The organism is Bacteroidales bacterium, from assembly GCA_012519055.1.
Classification (GTDB): domain Bacteria; phylum Bacteroidota; class Bacteroidia; order Bacteroidales; family Salinivirgaceae; genus JAAYQU01.
Genome location: JAAYQU010000036.1, coordinates 1 through 16986, shown reverse-complemented (window position 1 = coordinate 16986; position 16986 = coordinate 1). Strand labels below are relative to the sequence as shown.

Below are 16986 nucleotides of genomic sequence, written 5' to 3'. Positions count from 1 at the left end.
CAATGGTTTATAACTCATATATGCAATAATCATCATTTTCTAAAACCTTTTTATATTGAGTTAATAAAATTTCGGAACCAAAGCTTCTTTTCAAAATAACAATATACTTTAACCCCTTAATTTTTAGTGATTTGATATAGTTTCCATCTTCAATTTGTTCGTTTGTAACAACCCATCCTTTTCTGTGGGCAAAATACATTGGAGTGGGGAAGTTACCACTGTTAATTAAAATCAAATCATCTCTATGGGAAACGCTATCAAGATCTTTTTCAAGATTGACAATCTTCTTGTCATGCTCTTTAATTCTAAAATCATATAGTTGATTGGCAATACCTTCAATAGATATCGCAATAAGTATTATTACAGCAACTTTAGAGTGTTTAATTTTAGATAAACCATATCCTGCTATAAGAGCCATTATCGGTACAAAAGGAATAATGTAGTAATTATGGTGTGAGAATGTGAACCCTGCTTTAAATATTATAACGGAAAAACTGATAAATGTTAAAACAAACAAAATACAAATTTTTAAATCTTTCTTTACAAATGAGTACACCAATCCATATGTAAAAACACCAAATCCGATAAACTTTAATGCAGTATCGTAAAATTTACTAAGGGTTTCATTCAAATTCTGTACTATTTCTCTAAATCCTTGTGCAAAACTTTTTCCCATAAAAAAGTGCCAAAACTCGTACTGATCAACAAGGTACGGAACCCAATGATAATACCAAATAACAGGTGGTAATATTCCAATTAATGAAAAAATAGAGAAAATTATTTTTCTTTTTATTGGAATAGTTTTATCGAAAAAAAATATTAAAAAAACCACAAGCAAGAACCCTGAAGGTAGTTTTGATAATATCCCTAACGACATTAAGATTGTGTAAATTGTTAATTGCATTAAACTATACTTTCGTATAGTACTGTCCAAATAATTGCTTCCAAAATAGATACTTGCTATGATCATTGACATAGAAAAAGTATCGGGCATAATTTTTCTCGAAAACTGAAACCATATCGAAACTGCCAGGATTATTGTTGAAAAAAAGGCAACTTGTTCCGTAAAATATTTACGGATTAATCTGTAGAAAAACCATAGTCCGAAACTAGAGATTAGTAAATTAATTAATCTGCCAAACCAATGTTGATAGCCAAAAACTTTAGACACAATGTAAATCGTGTAATTAAGTAATGGAAACTCCATCCCAGTTATACCTGTTTTTTCCCCAGCAATATCAATTCGAGGGTAAAGTATATTATTATCGATTTCAAGAAAGTTTCTTGAAACCATTGTCACTGTGGTTTGTCTCCAATTGTGTCCTACTTCCAGTGGTGGATTTGAAATTCCAATCAATCTTACTATAAAAAGGAGTAGTATCCAAAACCTAATATCCTTTATTATTTCCTTTATAATTCTCATTTTGCTGTTTCGTTCTTTGTTGTCGATTATTGCAAAGAGATGTTTGAGGAATTATCAACAAAATTTGAGCTGCTAATTTATTTGATCTTTAAATATATTAATCGTAAAATGGCTGAATTTGAAAAATGTGAACGCAGAGACGGGAGCTGTATTTCTCAACGGCTCACTCGCATTTGAACAAACAAAGCACATAGCAGTTATTCAAAAACTACTGTTTTTCAGTTCGTCTATTTGGATCAAATGGGCGCTTTGTTTTGGGTTTTGGAGGACCAGGAACTGACTCTCTAACAACAATTTTGTTGTTTTCTAATTCAGATTCGTTTAAAGCCTCAATAGCTTTTTTAGCCTCGTTTTCATCAGGCATTTCCACAAAACCATATCGCTTTGAATTGCCTGTCTCTCTGTCAAAAATAACTTTTGCAGAAGCCACTGTGCCATAATTGCTAAACAATTTGTTGAGATCTTCTCCAGTAGTCTTTGGATTAAGGTTAGCTACAAAAATATTCATAAAAGTAATTTTGAAAATATTAATATTCCCTTGTTATTCTATTCAGTAATTTAACTGATTAACAACTATACAAAAATATGCATTTTTATGTGAATTATGGTAATTTTGTAGTTTTAATTTTCACTCGCTTATAATTCAAAGCTACAACACATACTAATTAACCAGTTTATATAGTTTTATAAAAATAATAAAATGCAAACCTATAAAAGAGTAGCTTTTAATACGCTTGGTTGTAAACTGAATTTTTCAGAGACATCGACAATAGCAAGATCTTTTGTTGATGCGGGTTATATAAAAGTGAATTTTAACGAAAAAGCTGATATTTACGTTATCAACACATGTAGCGTTACAGAAATAGCTGAAAAAAAATGTAAATACGTAATAAACAAAGCTATTAAGCAAAATCCCGAAGCTAAGATTGTAGTAGTCGGATGTTTTGCACAACTAAAACCAGAGCAAATAATGGCAATTAATGGGGTTGATATTGTGTTGAGTAATAATGATAAACATAAGGTTCTTGAGTATGTGGAAAACAACACAACAGCTTTAAGTAGATGTGACTACAATGAACTAAACTGTTTTCAAACAGCATGGTCGTTTGATGATAGAACAAGAACATTTCTGAAAATTCAAGATGGATGTGACTATTTTTGTAGTTACTGCACAATACCTAAAGCTCGAGGATTAAGCCGTAGTAATTCAATTAAAAGTGTAATTAAAGAGGCTAATATCATTGTAAATAAAGGTGTTAAAGAAATTGTTCTTACCGGAGTTAATATAGGCGATTTTGGTAGAAAAAATGGCGAAACATTCTACGATTTGTTGAAAGCATTCCATGATGTAAAAGGACTGCAAAGGCTTAGACTATCTTCAATAGAGCCAAATTTACTTGAGGATAGAATAATTGAATTAGCTGCAGAGAGTAATATTATAATGCCTCATTTTCATATACCGTTACAGTGTGGTGTGGACAAGCTGTTAAAATCAATGAGACGTAGGTATGATACGCAACTTTTTAAAGAAAAAATAGATACTATAAGAAATTTAATACCAGATGCATATATAGCTATAGATATTATTGTTGGAGTTCCTGAAGAGACAGAACAAGACTTTCAACAAACAATTGAATTTATTGACTCATTTGCACCATCTGAATTACATATATTCACATACTCTGAACGTCAAGATACTGCGGCAATAAAGATGCAACAGGTTCCAAAATATATTAGAAGAGATAGAAGCTCAATACTGCATGAAAAAGCAAAGAGATACAACTATGTTTTTTGCAAGCAGTTTGAATCGAAAGTGCGAAATGTTTTGTTTGAAAAAGGTAAGAAAAGAACTATGATTGAGGGTTTTACGGATAATTACTTAAAGGTTGTTGTTCCATATAACGAAAACTATATCAATGAAATATTGCCTGTAAAGCTTATAAAATACGATACTGATAAACAACATTTTATCGGGCAAGTTGTTAATTGTTGATAATAAAAAGAGTTATTTTGCCTGTAATCTTCAGTTTACTATTAGTTTTGTGTCTAAAATCATCAAAAAATGAATTATAACGATATTTTAAAACAAACTCTTGCAATAACAGATAAAACTGCTAACTACATTAAAAATGAGCGAAATAAGTTTAGCAATGAGGTATTTGAAGTCAAATCGCATAACAGTTTTGTAACACATGTTGATAAAAATGCGGAGCATCTTTTGCTTGAATCATTAAGTAAAATTGTTCCAAATTCTGGCTTTCTTGCTGAAGAGAGCGGTGAAAGCAATAAAAACAGCGAATTTTTATGGATAATAGACCCATTAGACGGCACAACGAATTATATACACTCATTATACCCAGTAGCAATTAGCATCGCTCTAATGCATAATAATAAGCCTGTATTAGGTGTTATTCACGAAGTTGGTCTTAACGAGGTTTTTTATGCCTCAAAAAACGACAAGGCGTACATGAATAATAAGCAAATTAGCGTATCGAAAATCAAACATGTAAAAGATTCGCTGTTAGCCACAGGTTTCCCATACTACGATTACGACAGAATGGAGCAATACATGAATCTTATGAAAGAGTTTATGCATGTAAGTCATGGTTTGCGACGACTGGGGAGTGCTGCAACCGATTTAGCTTATGTTGCATGTGGTAGATTTGAAGGTTTTTTTGAGTATAGCCTAAGCCCTTGGGATGTTGCAGCAGGAGCGTTTATCATAGAACGAGCAGGAGGGAAGATTTCTGATTTTTCGGGTGGAAATAACTATATTTACGGTCAGGAAATATTAGCAACAAATGCCAATATATTTGAAGAATTATTATCATATACCATGAAATATATGTCGCCTGACGTAAAATAAATCATATAACAACGGATAATTAGTAAAACTAAATTATAAATATCTATTTTTGCTCAGCATAAGGTTATTTAATACTTAAAACAGAAAAAACAAAGCATTATGAAGAGATTACTTCTTTTATCCATTTTAATAATTTTATTCCAATTATCAAGCTATGGAATAAAAGCATATTTCCATCATGCACAATTTTACGCGCCAACTGTAGGCACATATCTCGAAACATATATGGCAATTGTACCAAATTCGGTTGCGTATAAAATCAACTCAAACAATAAGTTACAAGCGTCAGTTGAAGTAACAATGATATTCACAGCGGACGATGTCGTTAAAGAGTATAGAAAATATAATATTTCAAGCCCCGAGGTTGATACATCATTTGCTGGTCTTCCCGGAGCGTTTATTGATCTGCAAAGAATACCTCTACCTGCAGGATCTTATAATTTTCAACTATTAGTTAAGGATAATTTCTCTCCTGACAGCTTATCATTTGATTATAAAGATATATTAACTATATCTATCTCGGGAAATGAGCCTGCCATTAGTGGCATTGAGCCCGCTGAGAGATTTATACCAACTGAAACAATTACAAAATATACCAAAAGCGGATATGATGTAATACCTTATGTAAGTAATTTTTATCCAAACAGTGTGAATTCTATTACGTTTTACTCCGAACTATACAATATTGACAAAGAAGTAGGAGCAGGCAACGATTTCTTAATCAGATACTTCGTTACGTCTGTTCCGAGCCGCAGGATGTTCGAAAAAACAATTACTCTTGATCGAAGAAAAGCGGCGCCTATTGTTGTTCTTACAAAATCTGTAAATATCTCTGATTTACCTTCTGGGAATTATAATTTAGAAATTGAGGTATGCGATAAAAACAACGAGGTTTTATTAACAAAGAAACACTTTTTTCAACGTAGCAGCAATAAACCAATGGATACTCCAACAAGTTATGCAAATGTTGAGACTAAAGATTCTTGGGTTGAAAAATATTCGACTGTACACGAACTAGGAGCCCATATTAAAAGTTTATATCCAATAGCCGGAAACGTAGAGCGTAGCTTTATCGATACCGATTTTTCAGCCAAAGATTTAAAGATAATGCAGCAATTTTTCATAAATTTTTGGGAGACAAGAAATTCTATTGCTCCCGAGAGTGAGTGGGAAATATACCGTAAACAAGTAGAGTTGGTTGATAAACTGTACGGAACTCAAATTAAAAGAGGTTATATGAGCGACAGAGGAAGAGTTTATCTACAGTACGGTAGTCCAAACCAGATAATTAAAAGAAGTAATATGGCTTTCTTCCAACCCTATGAAATATGGCATTTTTACAAAATTAATGATAAAAACAATCGAAGATTCGTGTTTAGTCTTGTTGACTTTGGTACAAGTGAGTACGAATTAGTACACAGCGATATGCCAGGCGAAATATTAAATCAAGCTTGGTTTGATATTGTAAAAGGTAACCATTTAATAACCAAAGAGAACAAAAATATATTTGACGATGAGTACGATCAGTTAAGACGAGATTATCAAGATTAAAAGCGAAAAAACACAGTTTTCTATTGCAAAATTAGTATTTATTACTACTTTTGCATCCGCAAATGGCCTCGTAGCTCAATTGGATAGAGCATCTGACTACGGATCAGAAGGTTTGGGGTTCGAGTCCCTTCGAGGTCACAAAAAAGCCACTAAACAATATTGTGAAGTGGCTTTGTTTTTTTTGTAGGATAGAGACGCCATAATATGACGTTTCTATAATAATTTTTAATTGATTTTCCAAAGACTTTGAGGATAAATCCCTTTCAGAATTAAACTACTAATTGAATTACGTGTTTCGTCTCTGTCTGATTTATAGGTCATTCCAAACCATGGCGAACTCCCAGAAAGTACTGAAATAGGACGTATATTTTTGTCAATTACGTATTGGACAACCGATGGGATATAAAATTCAGCTGTCAGGCTATTATGGTTTTTGCTAATAAACTCGCTGAATAACTGTTCAATAATTGGAAAAACATCGGGTCTAAAAACCCAAAAGTTCATTGATACAAGTGTTTCATTTGATAATGAGCTATTTTGATCAGATCTTATAGTACTCTCATTTACCCTGCTAATGGATGTATTTTCGTTAATTTCTGTGAGAAAACCATTTTCCACTTCACAAACACCTCGACTAACTGTACCATGTTTTGAAAGAGTGTTACCAAGTTTATATGCGTACATTGCATAATTTGAATGGTTGTTTGCAATGAATTTGCTGATTGCAGCATATGATTCTCTTCCGTAAAAGTCATCGGCATTAATAACTACAAAAGGGGTGTTGATTGCGTTGCGAGCAGCCCTAACAGCATGTCCGGTTCCCCAGGGTTTTACTCTATCAGAAGGGCTGTGAAAACCTTTAGGCAAATCGTCAAGACTTTGAATTACATATTCTGTATCAATTCTACCTACAAAAATCTTGTCATATTTCTCTTTAAAATCATTTTCAATGGTTTTGTTTACAACAAATACCACTTTTCCAAAACCTTCTCTTATGGCATCATAAACAGAATAATCTAAAATTGATTCGCCTGATGGTCCAACTGATTCCATTTGTTTAATAGCACCATAACGACTTGCTAATCCCCCAGCTAATATCAATAGAGTAGGTTTATTTTTCATTTTTTAATTGTTAAAGTTACACTTTATATAACTGTATATACTACGCTAATTCATAGCGGATTAACCGTAGATATGCAAATATTAGATTAAAAGATTTACTTAAATAGCCTTTTTTACTGTAACTATCACTTTATCAGGCTCTTTGTCTTTGTTGTATTCCACGAATATTGTGTCTCCTTCAGAAACTTGAGTTTTTAAAATTGCTTCTGCCATTTCGTCTTCAAGATATTTCTGAAGAGCTCTTTTTAGTGGTCGAGCACCAAAATTGGGATCAAATCCTTTTTCAGCAATAAAATCTTTTGCTTCATCTGTCATCTCTATTTTATATCCCATTTCAGAAACTCTTTTATATAAGCCTCTTAACTCAATATCAATGATTTTAAATATATCATCTTTACTCAACGGATTGAATATAATAATATCATCAATACGGTTTAGAAACTCAGGAGCGAATGCTCTTTTTAGGGCTTTTTCTATAACACCTTTTGCATGATCGGCAGCACCTTGCTCTCTGGCTGATGTGGCAAAGCCAATCCCATCGCCAAAATCTTTCAACTGACGGCTCCCAATATTCGATGTCATAATAATTAATGTGTTTCTAAAATCAACTCTACGACCAAAACTGTCTGTCAAGCGTCCTTCGTCAAGTACTTGAAGCAGAATGTGAAAGACATCGGGGTGTGCTTTCTCTATTTCATCGAGTAGAACAACGCTATATGGTTTACGTCTTACTTTTTCCGTTAGCTGACCGCCTTCTTCATAGCCAACATACCCCGGAGGTGCTCCTACAAGTCTAGAGACGGCGAATTTCTCCATATATTCGCTCATATCAACGCGTATAAGGGCATCTGACGAATCGAAAAGGTACTCTGCTAATACTTTAGCCAACTGTGTTTTACCAACGCCTGTTGGTCCTAAAAACACAAATGTACCTATCGGTTTATTTGGATCTTTCAATCCGGCTCTGTTTCGTTGGATCGATTTTACAATTTTCTCAATGGCTTCTGATTGTCCAATGACGCTACCTTCTAGCTCTTCTGCCATATTTAAAAGCCTTTGACTCTCTGCTTGAGCAATCCTACGTACCGGGACACCGGTCATCATTGCGATAACTTCGGCTATATCGTCTTCATCAACTACTTCACGCTGTTGCGTTAAATCCTTTTCCCACTGAAGTTTTGCCTTTTCAAGTGCATCAATAAACTTTCGTTCCTCGTCTCGAAAATTAGCTGCTTTTTCAAAGTCTTGGTCATGTACAGCTTTTATTTTAAGCTCTTTAGTACGTTCTATCTCACTCTCAAGTTTAATTATATTTTCAGGAACATTGATATTAGAAATATGTATTCTTGAACCTGCCTCATCTAATGCGTCAATAGCTTTATCAGGCAGATGTCGGTCAGAAATATATCTTAAAGAGAGTTTAACACATGCCTCTAAAGCTTTATCAGTATAGATTACGTTATGGTGGTCTTCGTATTTGGGCTTTATTTGGTTAAGTATGTGTAGTGTCTCTTCGGGACTGGTGGGTTCTACCATTACTTTTTGAAATCGTCTTTCCAATGCACCATCTTTCTCTATATGCTGACGGTATTCATCAAGTGTTGTAGCTCCAATACATTGAATTTCTCCTCTTGCGAGAGCTGGTTTTAACATATTTGCAGCATCAAGGGAGCCAGCAGCACCACCTGCGCCAACGATAGTGTGTATTTCATCAATAAACAAAATAACGTTTGTAGTTTTTGACAACTCATTTAGAATTGCCTTAATACGCTCTTCAAATTGTCCACGATATTTGGTTCCTGCTACAATTGACGCTAAATCGAGTGTTATAACTCGTTTATTGAAAAGAACCCGAGACACTTGCCTTTTTACAATGCGTATTGCCATTCCCTCAACAATTGCTGATTTACCCACGCCGGGCTCGCCAATAAGAACAGGATTGTTTTTTTTTCTACGGCTAAGTATTTGAGCTAACCTTTCAATCTCGACCTCACGTCCAACAACAGGGTCTAATCTGTTTTCCTCGGCTGCTTTCGTTAAATCAATTCCAAAGTTATCTAGTACAGGTGTATCTGAATTTGATTTAGAAGAGCCGGAGGGGAGATCGCTTCGCTCATCTGAATCATCGTCATCACCAGTACTATCGTATGGATCGTCCATTTTGTTATAGGGTTGGTTGATAATTCTATCTTTTAACAGATCATAATCAACATTTTCATCACCTAATAATGATACAATACGACTGGTTTCATCTCGCATTATCGCTAACATAAGATGCTCTGATTCAATGGTATTACTATTTAAAGCACGAGCTTCAAGTGCAACTAATCTAAGTACTCTTGCTGCACTATTTTTAAAGGGTAAATCGTCTTGTTTAGATTTGTCAAGGATTTGTTCCTCTTTAAGCTCAAACTCAATTTTTTTGCGAACAAACAGAAGGTCAACACCCAAACTTACAAGAGTGTCTATTGCCATTCCGCGACCTTCACGCAACATCCCTAAAAAAAGATGGTCGGTTTCTAAAATTTCGTTACCTAAGCGAATTGCTTCTTCGCGACTATATGCAATAATGTCTTTAATCTGTTGTGAAAATTTTGCATTCATATGTTTATTATTATTCTTCAGAGACGCTATGTAATAATATCTCCACAATTAAGTACAGCTCATTAACTGCGTAAAGATAATATATATATTAAGATCCTGGCAAATTAAGATTGCATTAAATATTATTAACTTTTCAACAAAAAAAATGTGATTTTATTTTATTAAGTATCGCCTTTTTTATGGTAATACTCAAATCATACCATTTGGAACTATGTTTTTGTATTATTTTTTCAAACATCGATATTGATGCTATGTGCTTAATATTCAGTATGCTAAAACGCAAACTTTAAAGTTGTTATTGCTTTATTTATCATGATATTCTTGGATAAATGTAACATTTAATGTAAATTTATTAACAATAAAATGTTGATAAAGTTTGCATGAGTTTATCAACATTATGTCGGCATTTTTTGTAAATTTGTCTTCTTAAAAACAGTTGTTAAATAATTAAAATGACAGAAGGAGAAAATATTATTAGAATTAACATCGAAGATGAGATGAAGAGTTCCTATATCGATTATTCGATGTCGGTAATTGTTTCACGTGCATTGCCAGATGTTAGAGACGGACTTAAACCTGTTCACAGACGGATACTTTATGGAATGAATGAGTTAGGGTTAAGTCCAACAAAACCCCATAAAAAATCGGCACGTATAGTGGGAGAGGTGCTTGGTAAATATCACCCACATGGCGATTCATCTGTATATAATGCTATGGTTAGAATGGCACAAGATTGGTCATTGAGATATACCATGGTTGATGGTCATGGGAACTTCGGCTCTGTTGACGGCGATTCGCCAGCAGCAATGCGATATACAGAAGCCCGTATGACCAAAATTACTGAGGAGATGTTAGCTGATATCGACAAGAATACTGTCGATTTTACGCTAAATTTTGACGACTCGCTGAAAGAACCAACTGTACTGCCCTCCAAAATTCCTAATCTTTTAGTTAATGGTGTTTCGGGTATCGCCGTTGGAATGGCTACAAACATGGCTCCGCACAACCTTTCCGAAGTAATAGATGCTTGCCTAGAATACATTAAAAATAGAGATATAACAGTAGAAGAGCTTTGTAAATATGTTAAAGGACCCGATTTCCCGGGTGGTGGTATTATTTACGGTTATAGTGGAGTTAAAGAATCTTTAGAGACAGGACGTGGCAGAATCGTAATGCGAGGAAAAGCCATAATAGAGACTGATGAAAAAGGACATGAGAAAATTGTAGTCACCGAAATACCATACATGGTAAACAAAGCCGATATGATAATGAGAACCGCCGATTTGATTGCTGAAAAGAAAATAGAAGGTATTAGCAATGTAAATGATGAATCGGATAGGGATGGAATGCGGATTGTGTATGATATTAAGCGTGATGCTATTGCGAATGTTGTTTTGAACAATTTGTATAAGTACACATCTTTACAAAGCACATTTAGTACAAATAACATTGCCTTAGTTAATGGAAAACCTCAACAGTTAAACTTAAGAGATTTAATAAAGTGCTTTATTGAACATCGTCACGATGTTACTATACGTAGAATAGAGTATGAGCTTGAACAAGCCGAAAAAAGAGCCCATATTTTAGAGGGTCTGATAATTGCTTCGGACAACATTGACGAGGTAATTGAAATTATTAAATCATCTGATAATCGTGATCAGGCTAGAACGCGTTTAATGGAGAGGTTTTCTCTATCGCAAGAGCAATCTCACGCAATTGTTGAAATGCGCTTAGGACAACTAACTGGACTAGAGCAAGATAAATTAAGAAGTGAGTATAATGAGCTATTAGAACGTATTGATTATTACAAACGCGTACTTGCTGATGAAGGAATGCGAATGGAGATAATAGCCAATGAATTGATAGAGATAAAAGATAAATATGGTGATGAAAGACGCACCGAGATAGTTCTAAATGCAGAAGAGTTCAATCCTGAAGACTTTTATGCTGATGAGGATATGGTTATTACCATATCTAATCTTGGTTACATAAAACGAACACCATTAGCAGACTACAGAAGTCAAGGTCGGGGAGGAGTTGGTGCAAAAGGAAGTACAACACGTGATGAAGACTTTATTGAGCATATTTACGTGGCCTCAATGCACAATACTCTGCTACTTTTTACCGAAAAAGGAAAATGCTTCTGGCTAAAAGTTTATGATATACCAGAAGGGACCAGAACCAGTAAAGGACGAGCCATACAAAACGTTTTAAATATAGAACAAGACGATTCTGTTCGTTCCTATATCAACATTAAAGATTTGAAAGATGAAGAGTTTATCAATTCTCATTATTTGATAATGGCTACCCGTGAGGGGATTATTAAGAAAACTCTTTTAGAAGAGTATAGCAGACCTCGACAAAACGGTATAATTGCCATATCTATACGAGACACAGACAAACTTATTGACGTTAAGCTAACTAACGGAAATAGCGAAATTATTATGGGTGTTCACTCAGGCAAAGCTATAAGATTTAACGAAAATGATGTACGTGCTGTAGGAAGAAACTCTATAGGCGTTAAGGGAATCACACTATCAAAAGGAGATTTTGTTGTTGGTATGATTGCTGTTGAAAACGAGTCAGAAGATATTTTGGTGGTTTCTGAAAACGGTTATGGTAAACGTTCATCCATTGCTGATTACAGAATAACTAAACGGGGTGGAAAAGGAGTTAAAACTCTTAATGTAACCGAAAAAACCGGTAAAATGATAGCACTTAAAGGTGTTGTTGATACCGATGATTTGATGATAATTACTCGTAAAGGTCTAACAATCAGGATTGCTGTAGATTCAATCAGACAAATAGGTAGAGCAGCACAGGGAGTTATATTAATTAATTTGAAAGATGATGACCAAATTGCTGCTGTAACATACGTTGATACAACAGACGAAGATGACGAAATTAACGAGAATGAATATTATGAGATAAATAGTGGCGACGATGATGTTGATAATGAATGATGTTGACAGCTACAATATTGATAATGAAAACTAATACATTGAATAATAAATCAAAATAATAACCGTTGAATCTAAAAATGAATATTACAATGAAGAAACTTGTTTTAATTGGTCTGTTTGCAGGGGTTGTTACATTTGTGAACGCACAAAATCGCAATGTTATAACTGCCTATAACTTAGGTATTAAGCCTGGACAAACACAATATGAAAGAGCCTTAAAGGCTATTGATGAAGCTGTGGAACATGTCGAAACTAAGGAGAATGAAAAAGCGTGGTATTACCGTGGATTAATTCTTCAAAATATTTTTCAGTCCACAAATCCCGAACACAAGGAAATACACCCATTTCCATTGAAAGAAGCAGCATTGAGTTATGAAAATTCTATCAAATTTAAAGACAAAAGGGCTCGTTATGCTGGAAATGCACTACAGAATCTTAAAATTGCTTTATCTCAGTCTTTTAATGAAGGGATTAAATATTTTGAAGCTGAAGATTTCTCAAAAGCAGCTGAATATTTCGAACTTTCTGCAAAAATTGGCAATCATCCTGATATTAACAAAAATGAAGAGGCTGTCTATTATAATATAGCTTTATCTCACGAAAGGGCTGGAAATTTAAAAAAGGCACAAGAGTATTATAAGCTATCAGCTGAAAACAACTATGAACCTGTCAACTGTATTCGTAAAGTTGCTGATTTATATTTAAATGCGAAAGATACTGCAAATTATGTAACAACATTGAAAGATGGAATCTCTAAATTGGCTGATAATCAAATCCTTATGCTTATTTTGATCGACCATTATAGTAAAGCTCAACAATATGATGAAGCATTAGAGTATTTGGATAAAGCTATTGAAGCTGAGCCAGATAATAAAGTGTATTATTTTGCAAAAGGAACTTTCTTTGACCAAACTGGCCGATATGATGAAAGTTTTGAAGCTTATCAAAAAGCATTGGAAATTGACCCAGTTTACTTTGATGCTGTGTTTAATTTAGGTGTTTTGCAGTTTAATAAAGGTGCTGATTTGTTTAACGAAGCTAATGATTTACCGCCAGATAATTTTGCAAAAATCGATGAATTAACTGAATTAGCTTTTGTAGAATTTAAAAAAGCAGCAGAATATTTTGAAAAAGCCCTAGAATTAGATCCTACAGATATCGTTACAATGAAACAATTAAAGTTAATTTATTTTAGATATAGGGCAAAAGAAGGTTTTGCTGAAAAACTTGATGCTATTAATGCAAAAATTGAAGCTGCTGAACAACAATAGGATAGAAGTATCAATTTTTTTAATACATAATTAATTCTAATAAACGAAATAATCATCAATACAGTTATTTCGTTTATTTACAAAACGTCAATTTAACATAATATAAATTATAGGAATTTTGAACAGCTAAAATAAAACAAATATTATAAGCTTATAATTTAGCTAAAAAACTAAACGTTGAGCTTTATCTAATTCGATACATATACGTTCAAAAACTTCATCGACTGAACCTTCGCCATCAACAACTCGCAATAACCCCTTTTTTTCATAGTAATCTCGAGCTAATTTTGTTTTGTTTTTGTACTCTTCGAGTCTCTCAACAATTAGCTCGGTACTCATATCGTATAAACGACTTTTATCAGTTTTACTACGTAGAGCTAAACGCTTAATTGCCACTAATGGCGGTACTTTTATCTCAATTGCTGCTGTAATACCACTTTCTAGGCGACTTAACATTCCATCAATGATATATGCTTGAACAATTGTGCGAGGAAATCCCTTGAAAATAAATCCTTTAGTATTTTGATTAGATTTCATTTTTTCCTGTATCAGCTTTATTGCAAATTCATCTGGTGCAATTGTACCTTTGTCCACGTATGGCTTAGCTAGTTTTCCCATTTCGGTTCCTTTTTTTATCTCTTCGCGTAGCATTTTGCCTGTTGAAATATAGACAAGATTATACTTTTCAGCCATCTTTTTAGCCTGAGTTCCTTTACCACTACCAGGATATCCAAGCAAAACAATATTCATCCAGCGATTTTCGAGAGACTTTTCTATGGCTTTAACTAAACGTTCTTGAATTTCTTCGATCTCTCCCATTCCATCAACTGCATAATATATATTCTTATCCTGATAATATTTTGCTACAGGTACTGTTTTTTCGTAATATTCTTTTAAACGCACTTTAATAACCTCTTCGGTGTCATCTTTTCTATTTGCAGTTTTTGCTCGCTCTTTAAGTCGTCTAAAAACTTCTTCCTCAGGTACTTCTAAGCTTAACATACATGTTAGAGAAGTGTTTAATTTAATCAGCAAACCCTCTAATATGTAGCACTGTACTGTGGTTCTGGGGAAACCATCAAACAGAAATCCATTTGCATTTGGATTTTTTTGGATTTTGCTTTCGATAATTTGAACTATAATCTCATCAGAAACTAATCCTCCTTTTTCAATTATATCTTTAGCTAATAAACCCAACTTAGTGCTGGCTGCAATCTCTTCCCTAAGTATTTCACCTGTTGAAATATAAGTAAGGTTATATTTTTTTACAAGCCACTGACTTTGGGTCCCTTTACCCGCTCCAGGTGGACCGTACAATGCTATATTTAACATATATTTGTTTTTTTATGATTTGCAGGGCTAAAATTAACAAATAGAAAGTTAAAAACAATTTAAATACTGTTTTATTTTTAATACTTCTCCCTTATCATGATTGATTTGCCACCTTAAATAATTTTATCACAAAATTTATTTGAATTAAATTAAACATATTACTGCCGGTAAAAACCAAACACAAAGCCCACTTGTTTGTCCGTCAATATATATGACTGTTTGTAAGTCTATAATGCAAAAAAAACATACAACATTCGTAAATATAAAACTGTAATTTACGTAACATAACATTTTAAATTGATATAATTGAAATTCAATTGAGTATGTTAAAATTTACTTAAATTTTCTGCAATACGTGCAAATAACACTATTTTTGTACTGATTAGATTGATTTATATAATGCAAACAAAACTTATTCGATCTACAATTATTTTTCTTGCTATTGCAATGATTGGCTTTGTTATAATCCAAATATTGTGGATTCGTAATGCCATAAATGAAAATCGCAAGCAATTCGATACGGTTGTTTATTCCATGCTGTCGAGGGTATCAGCTCGTTTTGAGAGACAAGAGTCTTTAATGACTTTCTCTGCAACTATGAGTATAAGGCAATCATACTCTGTTATGCAACCGGGTATTGACTCTCTTAACAGGTTGATTGACAGCCTGAAAAGAATAAAAAAACAGTATGAGCTAAAGGAAAATGAACTAACAGATTATGAAAGTCGTAAAGATGCTTTGGGATTAGAGGCGACAATTAGTGAATTTGAGTTTTTACTGTCCGAGCAGAAGAATAAAATGCGAAATATCTCGGAGTGGCTTCAATTCGAGTATAGAATGCAAAAAATACCATTGTCAGAAAGATTGATACTTGGCGATTTATCGGGCATAATAGCTTATGAGCAGACAATAAGTAATTTAAACTTTGCTTTAGAATACGCAGTATATGACCCTGTTAACCAGCAGACTGTATTTTCCACCCCTGGTTTTTTTGACAACACAAAACTGGAACAGTATCAAACAGAGTTGTATCCTAGCTCTGTTATTGGTCAATCTCCCCTATTAATTGTTAAATTTCCTGATAGGAATAAATTCATATTACAATCGCTCAAATGGCTGCTGATATTGAGTATTGCGTTTTTGGTGTTTATTATTTTTGCATTTTATCGCACTGTTACGCTGATATATAGACAAAAGAAGATTTCTGATATCAAAAACGATTTTATAAACAATATGACGCATGAGTTTAAAACTCCAATAGCCACAATTAATTTGGCTACCGATGCGTTAAGCAATATTATGACGTCTAACAACGTGCCGGAGAACGCGTTTTCCGGCATAATTAGGCAGGAGACTTCAAGAATGCATCGCCATATTGAACAGATATTGCAAATAGCTCTGTTAGAGCGTGAAGAGGTTATTTTAAAGTCAGAAATTATTGATATTGTTCCACTTATAAAAAACATCGGTAATAGCTTTTCTCTCAGAGTAAAAGAGCTTGACGGCAGTTTTGAACTAAATATTACTGATGAGCCTGTGTTATGTAAAATTGATGTCGATCACTTTGTAAATTCTATTTACAATCTATTAGACAACTCATTGAAATACAATAATAAAACGCCTTTAATTGAAGTTAATGTTTCTGTTAACCACTCCTTAGTTTACATTTCTATAACCGATAACGGTATTGGTATGAGTAAAGATACAGTGCGAAAAATATTCGATAAGTTTTATCGTGCTCATACTGGAAACACTCATAACGTAAAGGGTTTTGGCTTAGGACTTAGTTATGTTAAATTAGTTCTTGACAAAATGTCAATTAAAATTGAAGTTGATAGCGAGCTAAACAAAGGA

11 protein-coding genes and 1 tRNA gene are annotated in these 16986 nt (G+C 33.6%); 7 read left to right on the top strand and 5 right to left on the bottom strand.

What is annotated here, in order from left to right:
- Nucleotides 1-7 precede the first annotated feature (7 nt).
- Nucleotides 8-1423: a hypothetical protein gene (locus tag GX311_06585; protein ID NLK16044.1), complete on the bottom strand. Its 1416-nt coding sequence runs from the start codon at nucleotides 1421-1423 to the stop codon at nucleotides 8-10.
- 208 nt (nucleotides 1424-1631) lie between these two features.
- A complete protein-coding gene (locus tag GX311_06580) occupies nucleotides 1632-1931 on the bottom strand; it encodes an RNA-binding protein (protein NLK16043.1) in 300 nt (99 codons plus the stop codon).
- A gap of 192 nt (nucleotides 1932-2123) precedes the next feature.
- Here GX311_06580 and mtaB point away from each other — a divergent pair, with 192 nt between their 5' ends.
- The 4 genes from mtaB (at nucleotide 2124) to GX311_06560 (ending at nucleotide 5978) form a co-directional block, all read left to right on the top strand.
- A complete protein-coding gene (mtaB, locus tag GX311_06575; GenBank protein ID NLK16042.1) occupies nucleotides 2124-3416 on the top strand; it encodes a tRNA (N(6)-L-threonylcarbamoyladenosine(37)-C(2))-methylthiotransferase MtaB in 1293 nt (430 codons plus the stop codon).
- Nucleotides 3417-3485: 69 nt separating this feature from the next.
- Complete coding sequence (locus tag GX311_06570; GenBank protein NLK16041.1) at nucleotides 3486-4289, top strand: inositol monophosphatase; 804 nt, start codon at nucleotides 3486-3488, stop codon at nucleotides 4287-4289.
- Between the two features lie 99 nt (nucleotides 4290-4388).
- Entirely contained in the window at nucleotides 4389-5840 is a 1452-nt protein-coding gene (locus GX311_06565) for a GWxTD domain-containing protein (GenBank protein NLK16040.1), read from the top strand.
- Between the two features lie 64 nt (nucleotides 5841-5904).
- Nucleotides 5905-5978, top strand: a tRNA-Arg gene (locus tag GX311_06560).
- Between the two features lie 87 nt (nucleotides 5979-6065).
- On the opposite strand, the gene GX311_06555 is transcribed toward GX311_06560, so the two are convergent.
- Complete coding sequence (locus tag GX311_06555) at nucleotides 6066-6962, bottom strand: nucleotidyltransferase (GenBank protein NLK16039.1); 897 nt, start codon at nucleotides 6960-6962, stop codon at nucleotides 6066-6068.
- A 99-nt stretch (nucleotides 6963-7061) separates the two neighbouring features.
- Nucleotides 7062-9566: an ATP-dependent Clp protease ATP-binding subunit gene (locus GX311_06550; GenBank protein NLK16038.1), complete on the bottom strand. Its 2505-nt coding sequence runs from the start codon at nucleotides 9564-9566 to the stop codon at nucleotides 7062-7064.
- A 452-nt stretch (nucleotides 9567-10018) separates the two neighbouring features.
- Between GX311_06550 and gyrA the strand changes: the two genes are divergently transcribed.
- Nucleotides 10019-12529, top strand: coding sequence for a DNA gyrase subunit A (gene gyrA, locus GX311_06545; protein NLK16037.1), 2511 nt, complete (start codon nucleotides 10019-10021; stop codon nucleotides 12527-12529).
- 89 nt (nucleotides 12530-12618) lie between these two features.
- On the top strand, nucleotides 12619-13800 hold the full coding sequence (locus GX311_06540) for a tetratricopeptide repeat protein (GenBank protein NLK16036.1): 1182 nt from the start codon (nucleotides 12619-12621) through the stop codon (nucleotides 13798-13800).
- 162 nt (nucleotides 13801-13962) lie between these two features.
- Here the strand turns inward: GX311_06540 and GX311_06535 are convergent, their stop codons facing one another.
- The gene (locus tag GX311_06535; GenBank protein ID NLK16035.1) at nucleotides 13963-15132 is read right to left on the bottom strand and encodes an adenylate kinase; all 1170 of its coding nucleotides are present in this window, start codon (nucleotides 15130-15132) and stop codon (nucleotides 13963-13965) included.
- 399 nt (nucleotides 15133-15531) lie between these two features.
- On the opposite strand from GX311_06535, the gene GX311_06530 reads away from it, so the two are divergent.
- Nucleotides 15532-16986: HAMP domain-containing histidine kinase (locus GX311_06530; GenBank protein NLK16034.1), on the top strand; the 1455-nt coding region annotated here is incomplete at its 3' end.